Annotated in this window: 13 protein-coding genes and 1 pseudogene; 5 read left to right on the top strand and 9 right to left on the bottom strand. The window is 71.6% G+C overall.

The features are described 5' to 3' along the window. The first annotated feature begins 84 nt into the window (after positions 1-84). A complete protein-coding gene (locus SSOG_RS32340) occupies positions 85-1,224 on the top strand; it encodes an RNA polymerase sigma factor (RefSeq protein WP_009718474.1) in 1,140 nt (379 codons plus the stop codon). Between the two features lie 6 nt (positions 1,225-1,230). On the opposite strand, the gene SSOG_RS32335 is transcribed toward SSOG_RS32340, so the two are convergent. Continuing rightward, a complete protein-coding gene (locus SSOG_RS32335; protein WP_106516492.1) occupies positions 1,231-2,013 on the bottom strand; it encodes an alpha/beta fold hydrolase in 783 nt (260 codons plus the stop codon). A gap of 10 nt (positions 2,014-2,023) precedes the next feature. After that, positions 2,024-2,653, bottom strand: a complete 630-nt coding sequence (locus SSOG_RS32330) for a TetR/AcrR family transcriptional regulator (protein WP_009718472.1) — start codon at positions 2,651-2,653, stop codon at positions 2,024-2,026. 81 nt (positions 2,654-2,734) lie between these two features. On the opposite strand from SSOG_RS32330, the gene SSOG_RS32325 reads away from it, so the two are divergent. Further along, complete coding sequence (locus SSOG_RS32325) at positions 2,735-3,661, top strand: NADP-dependent oxidoreductase (protein ID WP_009718471.1); 927 nt, start codon at positions 2,735-2,737, stop codon at positions 3,659-3,661. Positions 3,662-3,716: 55 nt separating this feature from the next. Here the strand turns inward: SSOG_RS32325 and SSOG_RS32320 are convergent, their stop codons facing one another. The 6 genes and pseudogenes from SSOG_RS32320 to SSOG_RS32295 all read right to left on the bottom strand — a co-directional run bounded on the left by SSOG_RS32320 (position 3,717) and on the right by SSOG_RS32295 (position 10,551). Next, complete coding sequence (locus tag SSOG_RS32320) at positions 3,717-4,046, bottom strand: hypothetical protein (protein ID WP_039939206.1); 330 nt, start codon at positions 4,044-4,046, stop codon at positions 3,717-3,719. Between the two features lie 224 nt (positions 4,047-4,270). Further along, on the bottom strand, positions 4,271-5,236 hold the full coding sequence (locus SSOG_RS52675; protein WP_039939205.1) for a DNRLRE domain-containing protein: 966 nt from the start codon (positions 5,234-5,236) through the stop codon (positions 4,271-4,273). A 495-nt stretch (positions 5,237-5,731) separates the two neighbouring features. Beyond that, positions 5,732-6,937, bottom strand: a complete 1,206-nt coding sequence (locus SSOG_RS32310; RefSeq protein ID WP_009718469.1) for an MFS transporter — start codon at positions 6,935-6,937, stop codon at positions 5,732-5,734. A gap of 141 nt (positions 6,938-7,078) precedes the next feature. Then, positions 7,079-8,104 carry an endonuclease/exonuclease/phosphatase family protein gene (locus SSOG_RS32305; protein ID WP_009718468.1) on the bottom strand — a complete coding sequence of 342 codons (1,026 nt, stop codon included), beginning with the start codon at positions 8,102-8,104 and terminating at the stop codon, positions 7,079-7,081. Between the two features lie 215 nt (positions 8,105-8,319). Further along, the gene (locus SSOG_RS32300; protein WP_039939203.1) at positions 8,320-8,958 is read right to left on the bottom strand and encodes a TetR/AcrR family transcriptional regulator; all 639 of its coding nucleotides are present in this window, start codon (positions 8,956-8,958) and stop codon (positions 8,320-8,322) included. After that, positions 8,955-10,551 (bottom strand): annotated as a pseudogene (locus SSOG_RS32295) (MFS transporter). The gene SSOG_RS32300 and the pseudogene SSOG_RS32295 overlap by 4 nt, the downstream one beginning before the upstream one ends. Before the next feature lie 190 nt (positions 10,552-10,741). Here SSOG_RS32295 and panB point away from each other — a divergent pair. The 3 genes from panB to SSOG_RS32280 all read left to right on the top strand — a co-directional run bounded on the left by panB (position 10,742) and on the right by SSOG_RS32280 (position 13,572). Then, a complete protein-coding gene (panB, locus tag SSOG_RS32290) occupies positions 10,742-11,620 on the top strand; it encodes a 3-methyl-2-oxobutanoate hydroxymethyltransferase (protein ID WP_009718466.1) in 879 nt (292 codons plus the stop codon). Between the two features lie 108 nt (positions 11,621-11,728). Then, positions 11,729-12,751 carry an ATP-binding cassette domain-containing protein gene (locus SSOG_RS32285; RefSeq protein ID WP_009718465.1) on the top strand — a complete coding sequence of 341 codons (1,023 nt, stop codon included), beginning with the start codon at positions 11,729-11,731 and terminating at the stop codon, positions 12,749-12,751. After that, positions 12,748-13,572 carry an ABC transporter permease gene (locus tag SSOG_RS32280; protein WP_009718464.1) on the top strand — a complete coding sequence of 275 codons (825 nt, stop codon included), beginning with the start codon at positions 12,748-12,750 and terminating at the stop codon, positions 13,570-13,572. Before SSOG_RS32285 ends, SSOG_RS32280 begins: the two co-directional genes overlap by 4 nt. An 8-nt stretch (positions 13,573-13,580) precedes the next feature. On the opposite strand, the gene SSOG_RS32275 is transcribed toward SSOG_RS32280, so the two are convergent. Beyond that, on the bottom strand, positions 13,581-16,224 hold a 2,644-nt coding region (locus SSOG_RS32275; RefSeq protein WP_245606425.1), incomplete at its 5' end, for an ATP-binding protein.

The raw sequence follows: 16,224 nt of genomic DNA, 5'->3' as shown, positions 1-16,224 counted from the left end.
GGGCGGGCGGGAAGCCGATCCACGAGTGGCTGGAGGTGCGCCCGTTCCTGGCCGCGCCGCCCACCATCACGGAGTGCCTCGGCCATGGATGAGGCCCTCCTCAGGAGCCTCACGCCCAGCGTGCTGACCGTCCTCGTCCGCCGCGGAGCCTCCTTCGCGGCGGCCGAGGACGCCGTCCAGGAGGCTCTTGTCGAGGCGGTCCGCGTCTGGCCGGCCGATCTCCCGCGGGACCCGAAGGGCTGGCTGGTCACCGCGGCCTGGCGCAAGTTCCTCGACGCGACCCGGGCGGACGCCGCCCGGCGTCGGCGTGAGGACCGCGTCGACGAGGAACCGGCGCCCGGGCCCGCGCCCGCGGTGGACGTCTCGCTCCAGCTCTACTTCCTGTGCGCCCACCCGTCGCTGACGCCGTCCTCCGCGGTCGCGCTCACGCTGCGCGCCGTCGGCGGGCTGACCACCCGCCAGATCGCCCGGGCCTATCTGGTGCCCGAGGCGACCATGGCGCAGCGCATCAGCCGCGCCAAGCGCACCGTGTCGGGCGTGCGTTTCGACCAGCCCGGCGATGTCGCGACCGTGCTGCGCATCCTCTACCTGGTCTTCAACGAGGGCTACTCCGGCGATGTCGACCTCGCCGCCGAGGCCATCCGGCTGACCCGGCAGCTCGCGGCCCGGTTCGACCACCCCGAGGTGGCGGGGCTGCTCGCGCTGATGCTGCTCCACCACGCCCGGCGCGCCACCCGGACCGCGCCCGACGGCAGCCTGGTGCCGCTCGCCGAACAGGACCGCGGCCGGTGGGACACCCGCTCGATCGCCGAGGGCGTGGAGATCCTTCAGGCGGCGCTCGCCCGCGACCGGCTGGGCGAGTTCCAGGCCCAGGCCGCCATCGCGGCACTCCACGCCGACGCGCCGACCGCCGGGGAGACCGACTGGGTGCAGATCGTGGAGTGGTACGACGAGCTGGCGCGGCTGACCGACAGCCCGGTCGTCCGGCTCAACCGCGCGGTGGCCGTCGGTGAGGCCGACGGACCGCGCGCCGGGCTGGCGGCGCTCGCCGCGCTGGACGACGACTCGTTGCCCCGCCGTGCCGCGGTGGCGGCGTACCTCCATGAGCGCGACGGCGACCTGGCGACGGCGGCGCGGCTGTACGCCGAGGCGGCCCACGCCGCGCCCAACCTCGCCGAGCGCGAGCACCTGACGCGCCAGGCCGCCCGCCTCAACAGCCGCTGACAGCGGCTAAGCGGTGGCGGCCAGGAAGTCGCGTATCAGGGTCAGCCACTGCGCCGGGGCCTCCACGAAGGGGAGGTGGCCGGTGGGGAGTTCGGCCAGCTGCGCGTCGGGGATGCCAGCGGCGACCTCGTGGTGGTGGTGCGGGGTGACCATCGCGTCATGGGTCGTGGAGATCACCAGGGTGGGGCCCGCCACGCGGGGCAGGTCCGCGCGGACGTCGGCCTCGGTGCCCAGGAGCACATGGTCGACCGCGCCCGGCGGGATGGAGTCGCGGGTCGCGGCGATCCTGGCGGCCAGTTCGTCGGAGGGCATCCGGTCCAGGTAGGGCGCTCCGGCGCCGAGCAGCGCACCCCAGCGGGCCACCGCCTCATGGCCGTCGTCGGCGCGCAGCAGCCGCAGCCAGTCGTCCAGCAGGAGCCGCATCCGCGCGCTCGGGTGGGCGAAGGCGGCGGTGAGGACGAGGGCGGTGACCCGGGAGGGGTGGCGGGTGGCGGCGCGGACGGCGAGCGGGGTGCCGAGCGAATAACCGGCGACGGCGAAGGTGTCGAGGCCCTCCTCGACGGCGGTGGCGACGAGCGCGTCGGCGAGCCCGTCCAGGTCCAGGGGCCCGGTCGCGCGCGGGGTGCGGCCCGAGCCGGGGTAGTCGGGGCCGACGACGCGGTGGTGGGCGGCCAGGCCGTCCAGCAGGGGGCCGTAGTTGGCGTCGGTGGAGCCGGTGGCGCCGTGGGCGAGGAGGAGCCCGGGGCCGGTGCCACGGACGGTGCGTCCCAGGGGGAATGTGGTGGTCATGGCGGGGACGCTAGAGCTTGACATCCATGTGAGAGTCAAGCGGCGCGGGCGGCGGCAAGGGGGCGGGCGGGTCGGCCGGGTGGGCGCGGAGGGACTGGATCAGCAGGGCCACCAGGCGGCGGGAGGCGGCCCGCGCGGCGGCGGGGGACGCGGCGCCGATGCCTCCGTTGGCCATGATCAGCAGCTTGATGTCGTCCGGTACGAAGTCCTGGCGCAGCTGTCCGCTTTCCTTGGCGCGCCGCGTCAGCTCGGCGAAGCGGCGCGCGTTGTGGTCGCGGACGCGCACGTAGTCGGTGGTCATCGAGTCGAGGAGGGCGGCGGTGAAGCCGCGGTCCACGGCTTGCGTCTCGCAGACCTTCTCGATGACGGAGCAGAAGCCGTGCCAGGGGTCGGGGTCGTCGAGGGCGGCGTCGAGGGTCGCGACGCACCGCCCCATCTGGACGGCGAAGGTTTCGGCGATGAGCGCCTCTTTGGTGGGGAAGTGGCGGTAGAGCGTCGCGGGTCCCACACCGGCGCGGCGGGCGATGGCGCGCATCGGCACATCGAGCCCGTGGGCGGCGAAGGTGGCGCGGGCGGCCTCGGTGATGAGCTGGCGGTTGCGCCGGGCGTCGGCGCGCTTCCGAGACAGTTCGTCGGTCATGCTCTCTCACTTTAGGCGCAAACGGACGCCCTGTTCCGATTCGCTGTTAGCGTCGGCCGCAGTCGAGCGAGAGGTACCGAAATGTTCGCTTTGCAGTACTCCGAGCAGGGCCCGCCGGAGGTGCTCACCGTCGGGGAGGCCGATGAGCCGCATGCCGGGCCCGGCGAGATCCGTATCGCGGTGCGGGCGGTCGGGGTCACCCCGGCGGACTGGAAGCTGCGCTCGGGAGGACTGCCGGTCGAGGCGCGGCTCGACTGGCCGCACATCCCCGGGTTCGACGCCTCGGGGGTCGTGGACGAGGTCGGGGAGGGGGTCGACGGTGTCGCGGTCGGGGACGCGGTGTTCGGGGTGGTCGACACCGGCGCGTTCGGGGGCGCGGCGGCCGAGTTCGCCGTGCTGGTCGCCTGGGCCGCCAAGCCGGACGCGCTGAGCTGGGAGGAGGCGGCCGGGGCGGCGGGCAATGTGGAGACCGCGACCCGCGCCCTGCGGCTGCTGGACATCGGCGAGGGGAAGACACTGCTGATCGAGGGCGCGGCCGGGGGTGTCGGCACGATGGCGATCCAGCTGGCAGCCGCGCGGGGGGCCACCGTGATCGGTACGGCTCGGGTGGCGAACCACGCGTTCCTCGCCGGGCTCGGGGCGACGCCCACCACGTACGGCCCCGGCCTCGGCGAACGGGTCGCGGCGCTGGCGCCCGGCAGGGTCCACGCGGTACTGGACGCGGCGGGCTCGGGCTCACTGCCGGATCTCGTCGCCCTCGCGGGCGACCCGCAGCGGGTGGTGTCGGTGGCCGATATCGGCGCGCACGAGCACGGCGTCCATCTGACCTGGATGCGCAGCGGGGACGCGCCCGGCCACGAGGGGCTCGCGGTGGCGGCGCGGCTTGCCGCCGAGGGCCGGTTCCGGGTGCCGCTGCACGAGGTGTTCCCGCTGGCGGACGCGGCGAAGGCCCATGAGCTGAGCGCCGCCGGCCATGTCCGGGGGAAGATCGTGCTGACGGTGCCGTAGCACCGGACGCCGTAGCGGGGTGGCGGAGCCGCTCCGCCACCCCGTCCGCCCCTCGTCAGCTCAGATCAACGGAAGCGACCACGGCGCCCAGAAGGGCGCTCAGGGCCGCGGCGCACCAGAAGGCAAGGCCGGACTGCCCCCGAATGCCCTCCTTCGGGACACCGGCCCACGTGGCAACTCTCTCCACCGTCGGCGCGATGCCCACGGCGACGAAGACTCGTAAGGCCGTCTCCGTCAGTTGCCATTCACCAGGGGGGAACAAGACAGCGCCAGCGATGAATCCCGCCGTCGTCGCCATTTCCAGCTCCCACCTCTTGGCATGCCTCACGACGGCGATGGCTTGCACAAGCAGGAGAACGAGGAGAACGCCCTGGAGTATAAGCACTGCTTTTCCTTCCGTTTGAGTACTGGCAGCGCGTCCGCCCGAGGTGTCGGGGCAGGTTGACACCGCCCCGACACCCTTCGGTAGCCGTCCGCTACTTCTTCCAGCGCTTCACCTGTACGCGCGGATAGATGATCCACTTGTTCCACCAGGAACCGTATTTCTGCCACCATCCAACGGTGATCTTTACGCCCTTGCTCTTGGGCATGGCGGCCTTCAGCTGGATTTCAGTCCGTCGACGACCACGACTCCGTGATCCGGCGCACCTGCGTGCCCGACCCTGAAGTCGAGCACGTGGAGGCGTAGTAGGAGTACAGCGCCAGGTTGGTGTCGGTGATGTGCTTCCCCTTGAAGGCGGACACATCGAACTTCAGGTACGAACGGGCTTTGACCGACCCGGCATTGTACGTGCCCGACTTCAGCTCCGTCGAGGACACCTGCGAGTCCGGGTAGTTGGTGGCGACCCACGTGTCGGAAGTGGCCGCGAGGGTTGAGGTCGGGTCAATGGTGACCGGGTAGACCAGCTTTTCCTTGAAGAAGTCGGCGTCGGGTGTCAGCACCAACGTCTGCCCACCGTCACCCCCCGTCTCGACCGCGGTCTCGACCTCGGCGACTCGTGTCGACTCCCCCGAGGCCCGGTCCTTGGACGCGTCCCACATCATCGGGGCGGGGGCCTCCGCCACCAGCTTGCCCGCCCCGTCCTTCAGCAGTAAGCGCCCTGAATCCGCCTTCGACAGCCGCAGGCCGTCCACCTTCACCGGTATTCGATACGACAGCGGCCTGTCCGGCGCCTTCCTCAGCACCAGGTTCTGCGAGAACCCCTGACTGAGAGCAGTGACGGTCAGTGTCTGAGCGTCACCGATGTCATACGCGGCTGTGTCGCCCTTGATCTCAGGCTCGGGAAGCGGATCCCGCCAGCCCAAGGCGAAGGACTTCTTGTCCCGCGCCACCGAGGCCAGTGCGGTGTCCCCGCCGCCCGACACCGTGACCTCGGCCGCAGCCGACTTCGGTTCGAGCGCCGCGCCATTGTCCACCAGTGTGGTGTCGACGTCCTGCCATTCGCCGCCTCGCTTCACCCTCACGGGCTCGGCGTAGGCGGCGGTCTGTAACTCCCCCGACGGAAGCGCCCAGGTGCTCGAACTGGCGGTGCGCTCCCCTGTCACCTCGATCTTCCGGTTCTGCGTCCGCGCCATGAGCAGAGCTGCGGCCACCGAATCCGCAGACGACACGGCGCCCCGTCCGGCCCGCTTTGCCGCCTCCGCCGCGCCCCCTTCCGCCCTCGGGGACCACTCCGGCGATGCCGCGAAGGCGGCCCCGGATTCGGCCGACAACAAAGCCGCCTCGGCCCCCAGGGCCATGGCCAGGACCAGCGCCGTCTCCCGCACCCCGGGCCAGGAAGGAAACCTTCTCGGCCGTCTGGATAACGAAAGAGCGCCTCTCCCCACGCATCTCTTGCGTCGCTTGCGCCTCATACGTATCTCCTGTTGTGACATCCATCGTGATGGATGCCATGTCCGTCAGATTGCGCGAATTCCACCAAGGAGTGAATGATCATGACAATAACTTTGAGCGAAGCCTGAGCTTCCGAGGCGAAGACCACCTATGGCGGCAGACAACGCGTGTGGCCCTGCCCCCGACCAACAGGCCGGCGGACAGGGCCACATCTCGGTCCCGGTCGTAACCTCTGGTCAGCGCACCTCGGACAGCGTGGGCACCGAGTCGCTGCCCGCGACGATCCGGGACTTCTGCGAGGGCCCGCGGTCCAGCAGCCCCGCGGTCACCGCTATCGCCAGGCCGACCACCGCGAGCACCGCGCCGACCAGGGTCGGGGAGGTCCAGCCCCACCCGGCGGAGATGGCGACGCCGCCGATCCAGGCCCCGCCGGCGTTGGCGAGGTTGAAGGCGGAGTGGTTGGAGGCGGAGGCGAGGGTCGGGGCGTGCTTCGCCTTGTTCATGACGAGCATCTGGAGCGGGGTGGTGGTCATGAAGCCCACCGCGCCGAGCAGGACGACCGAGACCAGCGCCGCCCACTTGATGTGCACGGTGAAGTCGAACACCACCAGCATCACGGCCAGCGCCGTCAGCGACCCGTACAGCGTGGGCCGCAGCGCGCGGTCGGTGAGGGGCCCCGCGACCAGCGCGCCCAGGGTCATGCCGATGCCGAAGAGGGCGAGCACGATCGTGACGGAGGACTCGGCGAAGCCGGTGACCTCGGTCACCATCGAGGCCAGGTAGCTGTAGACGGCGAAGACGCCGGCGAAGCCGAAGACCGCGGTGAGCAGCCCGAGCAGCACCTGCCGGTCGCCGAGGGCGCGCAGCTCGTGGGCGAGGCCGCCGTGCTGGTCCTGCGGCACCTGCGGGACGAGCCGGGCGAGCGAGGCCATGGCCAGGACACCGATGCCGGTGACGACCAGGAAGGTGGCGCGCCAGCCCAGACCCTGGCCGAGCGCGGTGCCCACCGGTACGCCGACGATGTTGGCGATCGTCAGGCCCAGGAACATGGTGGCGACCGCGCGGGCCTGCCTCTCCTCGCTCACCAGCCGGGAGGCGACCACCGCGCCGACGCCGAAGAACGCGCCGTGCGGCAGCCCGGCGAGCACCCGCCCGGCGAGCAGCAGCCCGAACGAGGGGGCGAGCGCGGAGGCGAGGTTGCCGACTGTGAAGAGCCCCATCAGCAGGACGAGCATGCGTTTGCGCGGGATGCGCGCGCCGAGGGCGGTGAGCAGCGGGGCGCCGATGACGACGCCGATGGCGTAGGCGGAGACGAGGTAGCCAGCGGTCGGCACCGAGGTGCCCAGATCGTCGGCGACGTTGGGCAGCAGGCCCATCATCACGAATTCTGTGGTGCCGATACCGAAGGCAGAGATCGCGAGAGCGAGCAGTGCCAGGGGCATGAGAGACCTTTCAACAGGCGGTGAGGAAAGAGATCGAGCGATCGTGCGTATGTTCTCTACCGGAACAAAGTCTCTCACGCACTTTATTTCCTGAGCACCATCCTCAAGGTGAACAGCTTGTTAGATCTTCGATTGGCAGGCTCAGAGGGTGACCGACGCCGCTACCGGAAGGTGATCACTGCCGGTCTGCTGAAGCGTCCAGGCCGAGACCGGGTTCACCCCGCGCACCATGATCTGGTCGATACGGGCCATCGGGAACGAGGCGGGCCAGCTGAAGCCGAAGCCGTCGCCCGCGGCGCCCTGTGCGGAGCGCATCTGCGAGGTGACGGGGGCCAGCGAACGGTCGTTCATCGTGCCGTTCAGGTCGCCGAGCAGGACCACCTTGTCCAGCGGCTCGTCGCGGATGGCCTCGCCCAGCGCGTCCGCGCTCGCGTCGCGCTGCCCGGCGGTGAAGCCCGCGTTGAACTTCACACGTACGGAGGGGAGATGGGCGACGTAGACGGCGACCTCGCCGCCCGGCGCGGTGACGGTGGTGCGCAGCGCCCGGGTCCAGCCCATCTTGATGTCGACCGGCTTGGTACCGGACAGCGGGTACTTGCTCCACACCCCGACCGTGCCCTGCACGGCGTGGTAGCGGTAGGTGCTCCCCAGCGCCTTCGTGTACGTCGGCACGGCCTTGGTGGTCAGCTCCTCCAGCGCCACCACCTGCGCGCCCGAGGCGGCCACGTCCTTCGCGGTGGTCACCGGGTCGGAGTTGTCGGCGTTGACGTTGTGGGTGACGACGGTCAGGTCGCCGTCGCCGCCGGACTTGTCGGAGAACATCAGCCCGCCGAACAGGTTCAGCCAGACGGTGACCGGCAGCACCAGCGCCAGCAGGGCGATCGCCGACCGCCGCACCAGGCCGAGCACCAGCAGCACCGGGAGGAACACCCCCAGCCAGGGCAGGAAGGTCTCCAGCAGGCTGCCGAGGTTGCCGACGCGGTTGGGGATGTCGGCATGGAAGACCATGATCAGCGCGAGCAGGACCGCGAACGCCGCGAGCACCAGACCGCGCCGCCAGATTCCGCGGCTGTGCCGGAGCCGGTCGCGCAGGCGACCGAACCGGGAGTCGGTCCACTGGGGTGCGTCCCCGGACTGTCCCGTCTCCTGCGTGTACGCCTGCACCATGCGTCGTCCGTCCCTCACTTGCCGCTGCCCGCCTATCGCTCACGACCCTAGGCGATGACCAGGGCATTCCCGACGCCCCCACCGGGCGTCCCTGCCCGGTGGACGCCCGGGCGGTGGGCAGAGGTTCCGGTTCCCGCGACAACGGGGGCGGTTGTGACGCAACAGGCACAAAGGCATCGGGACGCGCCGTCCGTCCTACGCTCGCACACGCCGTCTCAGCCGCGTGCCGAGACCCCCTCCAGAACGGTGTCCACGATCCGTTCCGCCAGCCCCTCCGGCAACTCCCGCCACTCGTGCAGGATCGCGCGCGACAGCATCGGCCCGGTGAACAGGTCGGCCAGCAGCTCGGGATCGGTGTCCGCCCGGATCTCGCCGCTCGCGACGCCCCGCCGCAGCACCGACCGCAGCAGTTCCCTGCGCACCTCGATGACGTTCTCGTCGTACGCCCGCCACAGCTCCCGGTGGGCGTGCATCTGGGCCAGGATGCTGCGCATCAGGGCGGAGTTCCGCTTGGCCAGCCCGCGCCGCCGCATGAACTCCAGGATGGTGACGAGGTCGTCGCGGACCGAGACCCCGGCCGGGCGGGGGCCGGGCTCCTCCAGCGACCGCAGGACGTCCAGCATCAGCGCGTCCTTGCCCGGCCAGCGGCGGTAGACCGTGGCCTTGCCCACACCCGCCGCGCGCGCGATCCCCTCGATGGACAGCGCGCCGACGGACGCACCCTCCTCCAGCAGCCGCAGCGCGGCCTCGATGATCGCGGCGTCGGTGGCGGCGCTGCGCGGCCGCCCGCGCACCGCCGGCCCGGCCGGGCCGGATGCGGCGTCGGCCCGGGCTTCGGCGCCCGGCGCGGTCATCGGTCGGCTCCCGCCCCGGCCTTCTCCCGCTGCTGCCCGCTGCCGGGGCCGCCGTCTTCCGCGTCCTTGCCGGGCAGGAAGGCCGCCACGACCAGCGCGCCGAAGAGGGCGACACCGGACGAGCCGAGCGCGGTGAGATGCATGGCGTGGATGAAGGAGTCGTGCGCGGGGCCCAGCAGCGCCTGCCCCGAGGGTCCCATGCGCTCCGCGAGAGCGACGGTGGCCTCGATGGACTCGCCCCGCCGAGTGCTGTGCGGAGGCGGGCAGCCCGGGGACGGCAGCGAGGGTGTCCCCGATGCCCTCGCGGTACGTGGCGGAGAGCACCGAGCCGAGGACGGCGACCCCGAGCGCGCCGCCGACCTGCCGGAAGGTGTTGTTCAGGGCCGAACCGGAACCGGCCTTCTCACGCGGCAGCGCCTGCATGATCGCGGTGGTGACCGGGGGCATGATGTGCGCCATCCCCGCGCCCTGGAAGAAGAAGAGCACCTCCAGCACCCACAGCGGCGAGTCGGTCTCCAGCAGCAGGAACCCGGCCATGGTGGCGGCCACCAGCAGCATCCCGCCCGTGCACACCGCGCGGGCTCCGAACCGCTCCACGACCAGCCGGGCGCGCGGCGCGAACAGCAGCTGCGCGACGGCCAGCGGCAGGAGCAGCAGCCCGGAGTCCAGTGCGCTGAAGCCGCGCACGCTCTGGATGTAGAAGACCATGAAGAACGTCACGCCCATGAGCGAGAAGAAGACCAGCGCGACGGCGGCGATGGCGGCCGAGAAGGCGGGGTTCCGGAAGTAGTCGATGTCGATGGCCGGATGGCTGCTGCGCTTCTCGTGCCAGACGAACAGGCCCAGGACGACGAGCCCCGCGCCGATCGTGGCCAGCACCTGGGCGTCGGTGAAGTCGGCGAGCTGGCCGCCCTTGATGATGCCGTACACCAGCAGCACCAGACCGACCACGGACAGCAGCACGCCGAGCGGGTCCAGCCGTCCGGGCGCCGGGTCCCGGGAGTCGGGGACGAGCAGCACCATCGCGACGATTCCGGCGGCCACGACGGGGACGTTGATGAAGAAGACCGAACCCCACCAGAAGTGCTCCAGCAGCAGACCGCCGGTGATGGGCCCGATGGCGATGGCGAGCCCGACCGCGGCGACCCAGATGCCGATGGCCTTCGCCTGCTCCTCGCGCTCGAAGACGTTGACCAGGATGGCCAGGGTGGCGGGCATCACGAAGGCCGCGCCCAGACCCATCAGCGCCCGGAAGCCGATCAGCTCCCCGGGCGAGCCGGAGAAGGCGGCGAGCACCGAGCCGATACCGAACACGGCCATGCCGCCGAGCAGCACCTTCTTGCGGCCGAGCCGGTCGCCGAGGAGCCCGGCGGTGAACAGCAGCCCCGCGAAGACCAGCGTGTAGGCGTTGATGGCCCACTCCAGCTGGCTCTGGGTGGCGCCGAGACCGGTGGGCTTCGGGGTGGCGATGGTCTTCATCGCCACGTTGAGTATCGAGTTGTCCAGGACGACGACCAGGACGCTGATCATGAGGACGACCAGGATCGCCCACCGTCTGCGGTGGATCGCCTCGGCGGAGGGTGCTGCTGCCATGCGGCCCAGGCTAAGACCGTTTCGATACGGTTCCGTCTCGTATCGGGAACTCTTTGCGAGCTTTTGTCCATCGAATACTCATCCGAGACCGGCGTTGCCCCACTTTCGCCCCGTCGGGAGGCGTGCCAGCATGGGGGTGGTCCGGGGACGCCGTCAGGGCGCCTCGAGATGACGAACAGGAGCCGTCGTAATGACGCACGTCAGCCCTGCGCACAAGCCACAGAATCCGGAAGGGCAGCCGTCGAAGGCGCTGTACGGCGGGACGACATCCCGCCGTATCACCGTCCGCGACATCGCCGCCGCCAAGGAGCGCGGCGAGAAGTGGCCCATGCTCACCGCGTACGACGCGATGACCGCATCCGTCTTCGACGAGGCGGGCATCCCCGTCATCCTGGTCGGCGACTCGATGGGCAACTGTCATCTGGGCTACGAGTCCACCGTGCCCGTCACGATGGACGAGGTCGCCCTGCTGTCCGCCGCCGTCGTACGCGGCACCAAGCGCGCCCTCGTCGTCGGCGACCTGCCCTTCGGGTCGTACCAGGAGGGCGCGGTCCAGGCACTGCGCAACGCCACCCGGCTGATCAAGGAGGCCGGGGTGGGCGCGGTCAAGCTGGAGGGCGGCGAGCGCTCCGCCGACCAGATCGATCTGCTCGTCCGGTCCGGCATCCCGGTCATGGCGCACGTGGGCCTCACCCCGCAGTCCGTCAACGCGTACGGCGGCTACCGGGTTCAGGGGCGCGGCGAGGAGGCCGCCCAGCAACTGCTGCGCGACGCCAAGGCCGTACAGGACGCGGGCGCCTTCGCCGTCGTCCTGGAGCTGGTCCCGGCCGAGCTGGCAGCCGAGGTCACCCGCTCGCTGCACATCCCGACCATCGGCATCGGCGCGGGCGTGGAGTGCGACGCCCAGGTGCTGGTGTGGACGGACATGGCGGGCCTGACCGGCGGCCGGGTGCCGCGCTTCGTCAAGCAGTACGCACAGCTGCGGGAGGTGCTGGGCGACGCGGCCCGCGCCTTCGCCGAGGACGTCGTCGGCGGGGCGTACCCGGCCGAGGAGCACTCGTTCCACTGAGCACGCGTCAGCCATCGCGGTACATCGACAGCCCGCCGACCGTCCCCCGTCGGCGGGCTGTCTGCCGCTTGTCGGTGATCTGTCGGCGGCGGGTGTCACGCTGAGGACATGACGCGACAGGAACACAAGATCAGGGACGGCAACGCCGTCGAAGTTCGGGGGCTGGTCAAGCACTTCGGCGACACCAAGGCGGTCGACGGAGTGGATCTGGACGTACCGGAAGGCACCGTCCTCGGTGTCCTCGGCCCCAACGGTGCCGGGAAGACCACCCTCGTCCGCTGTCTGTCCACCCTGCTGGTGCCGGACGCCGGCACCGCCTTCGTGGCGGGGTACGACGTGGTGCGGCAGCCGAGGCAGCTGCGCCGCACGATCGGCCTGACCGGGCAGTACGCCTCGGTCGACGAGAAGCTCTCCGGCTGGGAGAACCTGTACATGATCGGGCGGCTGCTCGATCTGTCCCGCAAGGAAGCCCGCTCGCGCGCGGACGCCATGCTGGAGCGGTTCTCGCTGACGGACGCCGCGAAGCGGGCCGCGGCCACCTACTCCGGCGGTATGCGCCGCCGGCTGGACCTGGCCGCCTCCATGATCGGCCGCCCCGCGGTGCTCTATCTGGACGAGCCGACGACCGGTCTCGACCCGCGCACCCGCAACGAGGTGTGGGACGAGGTCAAGCGCATGGTCGGCGAGGGTTCCACGGTGCTGCTGACCACCCAGTACATGGAGGAGGCCGAGCAGCTGGCGCACGACCTCACGGTCATCGACCGCGGCAAGATCATCGCCGAGGGCCGGGTGAACGAGCTGAAGGCCAAGGTCGGCGGGCGCACCCTCCAGATCCGCCCCTCCGACCCCGGTGAGCTGAACCGCATGGTCGGCGCCATAGCGCAGGCCGGGCTCGACGGCGTCGGCGGCGCGACCGCGGACGTAGAGGAGGGCCTGGTCAACGTGCCGATCGTCAGCGACGAGCAGCTGACCGCGGTGATCGGGCTGCTCGGCGAGCGCAACTTCGCGATCGCCGGGATCGACACCCATCTGCCCAGCCTGGACGAGGTGTTCCTGGCCATCACCGGCCAGAAGACCTCGACCCCCGAGGACAGCACCAACGACAAGGCCCTTGAGGAGGTTGCGGCATGAGTGCGGCAACGGTCACCGCTTCGCCGAAGAACCTGCCCGACGAGGGGCGGATCGGGCTGCGCGCCAATCTCCGGCACATCGGCGCGCTGGTGCGCCGTAACGCCATGCAGATCAAGCAGGACCCGGAGTCGATGTTCGACGCCCTGCTGATGCCGATCGTCTTCTCGCTGCTGTTCACCTATGTGTTCGGCGGCGCGGTGTCGGGCGGCGACCGCAGCCAGTACGTCAACTACTTCATCCCCGGCATGATGGCGATGGGCGGGCTCAACATCGCCATGTCGGTCGGCACGGGCGTCAACGACGACTTCCGCAAGGGGGTGATGGACCGCTTCCGTACGATGCCGATCGCCCGCTCCTCGGTGCTCATCGCCAAGCTGATCGTGGAGACCGGGCGGATGCTGGTGTCCACCCTCATCCTGCTGATCATGGGCTTCATCATGGGCTTCGAGCTGAAGACCGGCCCGGCCGAGCTGGCGTTCGCGGTGGTGCTGGCCCTGGCCTTCGGATCCTCGCTGACCTGGATCTTCATGCTGCTGGGGCTGTCCCTGAAGACGCCGCAGGCGGTGCAGGGCATCGGCTTCCTGGTGATCATGCCGCTCCAGTTCGGCTCGTCGATCTTCGCGCCGACGGCCACCATGCCGGACTGGCTCCAGTCCTTCACCGACTACAACCCGCTCTCCCAGCTCGCCGACGCGGCGCGGTCGCTGACCAGCGGTCAGGGCCCGGTCGCCCACCCGGTGACCGTCGCCCTGGTGTGGGCGGTGGCCATCACGGCGATCACGGCGCCGCTGGCGGTGCGCAAGTTCCGCACCAAGACCTGAGCAGGGGATCAGGTGGTGGTGGAGACGAGGGCGGCGGCCTCCTGCACGGTGAGGCCACCGCCCTCCGCGTACGCCCGCTCGTAACTCCCGTCGTCCAGCCAGGCCCGCGCCGCCACCTCGCCCGCCGCCCGGTCCTCCCGCTCGCTGGCGGGCATCCGCTGGATGCCGGGCCGCAGCGCGTCGTACGCGCCGAACAGCCGCGCCGCGAGCGTGGCCCGCTCCGCGCCGCCGAGGGCGGCCAGCACCCGCGCGGCGGTCATCAGCTGGATCACCGGCACCTGCGGGGCGACCACCTGGGACATGAAGTCACCGGTCTTCTCCAGCGCCCCCTTGATCCGGGCGAGCGCCTCCCCCGGCTGCCCCTCGATCAGGTCCAGCCAGGCCAGCATCCCCTCGACCAGGCCCTGGAACAGATGGAGCGCCCGGCTGGCGAACTCCTCGTGCAGCACCGTCAGATGCTCCCGGGCCTCGGCCACCCGGCCCGTGACACCGCACCGGTGGGCCAGGTGCATCCGGACGTACGATTCGGCCTCGGCGCCCGCCTGTGTCGGCTCCGCCAGCAGCGCGCGCAGGATCCGCTCGCCCTCCGCCGCCTCCGTCTCGTCCCCGTGCTCGACGTGCAGTCCCGCCAGCCGGGCCCGGAGCAGCGAGACCTGGGCATGCGCGCCCAGCTCCTCGGCGTAGCGGATCGCCGCCCGGTAGTCGTCGGCCGCGGCCCGGCCGTCGCCGATCAGCTCCAGGGTCTCGCCGCGCCCGGACAGCGCCTCGGCCACGCCCCAGGCGTCACCCAGCTCGATGAACAGCTCCAGGCTCTCGTCGGCGTCCCGGCGCGCCTGCTCCCCGGGATCGCCGCCGCTGCGCTGGGTCATCACCTTGGCCCGCATCTGGAGGGTGAAAGCCAGCTCCCAGGTGTAGCCCAGCTTCCGGCTGGTGCGCACCGACTCGTCCACGACCTCCCGCATCAGGGCGAGGTCCCCGGCCAGCAGCACCGCGAAGAACCACATCACGCCGGGGACCCGGCAGTTCTGCGGCAGCCCCGGGCGGTAGGCCTCGACGATGCCCCGCATCTCCCGCCGCAGCTCGTCGTCGTCCATGGCGCGCATGTTGCCCTCGAGGTTGGCCAGCGCGTACAGCCGCACCCCGCGCCGCGCCTCCTCCAGCACCTCGGGCTCCATCGGCGGCGGGGCGGCCGTACAGCTCTCGTACAGCGGGGGTGCCGGGGTGACGGGCGACTCGAACGGGTTGGGGCCCAGCCGTGCCGCGGCCGTCGACCAGTGGAGTCCGTCGCCGCGGTGGCCGCGCAGGTTCCAGAACCAGCCGAGCGACAGCACCAGGCACAGCGCCTCCTGCTCGTCGCGCGCCGCGACGGCCCGGCGCAGCGCGGTGCGCAGGTTCTCGTGCTCGGTCTCCAGCCGGGGCAGCCAGACGCGCTGTTCGCGGCCGCGCAGATGCGGATCGGCGGTACGGGCCAGCTCCCGGTACGCGACCAGGTGCCGCCGTTCGACCACCGCCCGCTCCCCCGCCTCGTCCAGCCGCGCCGCCGCGTACTCGGCGACGGTCTCCAGCAGCCGGTACCGCATCTCGCCGTCCCCGCTGCCGTCCGCCCCGCTCGCTCCCGGCGCGGCGACCACCAGCGACTTGTCGACCAGGGACCCGAGCAGCGCGGCGACGTCCCGGGGGTCGACCGGATCGCGGTCGTCCGGGCCGCGGTCGTCCCGATTGCGGTCGTCCGGATCGCCGCAGACCGCCTCGGCCGCCGGGAGGTCGCAGCCGCCCGCGAAGACCGAGAGGCGGGCGAGGACGGTGCGCTCCTGTGCGTCGAGAAGGTCCCAGGACCAGTCGACCACGGCGCGCAGCGTCTGCTGACGGGGCAGCACGGTGCGGCTGCCGCTGGTCAGCAGGCGGAAGCGGTCGTCCAGGCGGTCGGCGATCTGCCGCGGGGTGAGCAGCCGCAGCCGGGCGGCGGCCAGTTCGACGGCCAGCGGCAGGCCGTCCAGGCGGCGGCAGATCTCGGCGCACGCCGTCGGATCGTCGTCGGTGCGGAAGCCGGGGCGGGCCGCCGCGCCCCGCTCCTGGAACAGCCGCAGCGCCACCGGGTCCGGCAGCGGCTCCACCGGGCGCACCAGCTCACCGGGGACGGCGAGCGGTTCGCGGCTGGTGGCCAGGACGGTGACGCCGGGGCAGCGGGCCAGCAGGGAGTCGGCGAGCCGGGCCGCGGCCTCGACCAGGTGCTCGCAGTTGTCGAGCACGATCAGCATCCGGCGCGGCTCGCAGTGCTCCACGAGCCGCGCGAGCGGATCGCGGGCGGTCGGGTCGGCCGCGGCGCGCAGCCCCTCGGCGGCGCTGCCGCGGATGACGGTCTCGCGCGCGCCGAGCGCGGTGAGCACCGTCTCGGGCACGGTCTCCGGGTCGTCCACGGGGGCCAGCTCGGCCAGCCACACCCCGTCCGGCCAGGCGGTCGCGACCGACTCGGCGGCCTCCTGCGACAGTCGGGTCTTCCCGGCGCCGCCGGGCCCGAGGAGGGTGATCAGCCGGTGCGCGGCCAGATCGGTGCGCAGCGCCGCCAAGTCGGCCTCGCGGCCGACGAAACTGGTGAGCCGGGCGCGCAGATTGCCGCCGCGGCGCTCCGGGCGCTCCGGCCGGTCCGCCCCA

Source organism: Streptomyces himastatinicus ATCC 53653 (assembly GCF_000158915.1).
GTDB classification, from domain to species: Bacteria; Actinomycetota; Actinomycetes; order Streptomycetales; family Streptomycetaceae; genus Streptomyces; species Streptomyces himastatinicus.
Note: the sequence above shows the minus strand (reverse complement) of the source record. Positions and strands in the feature narration are given on the sequence as shown.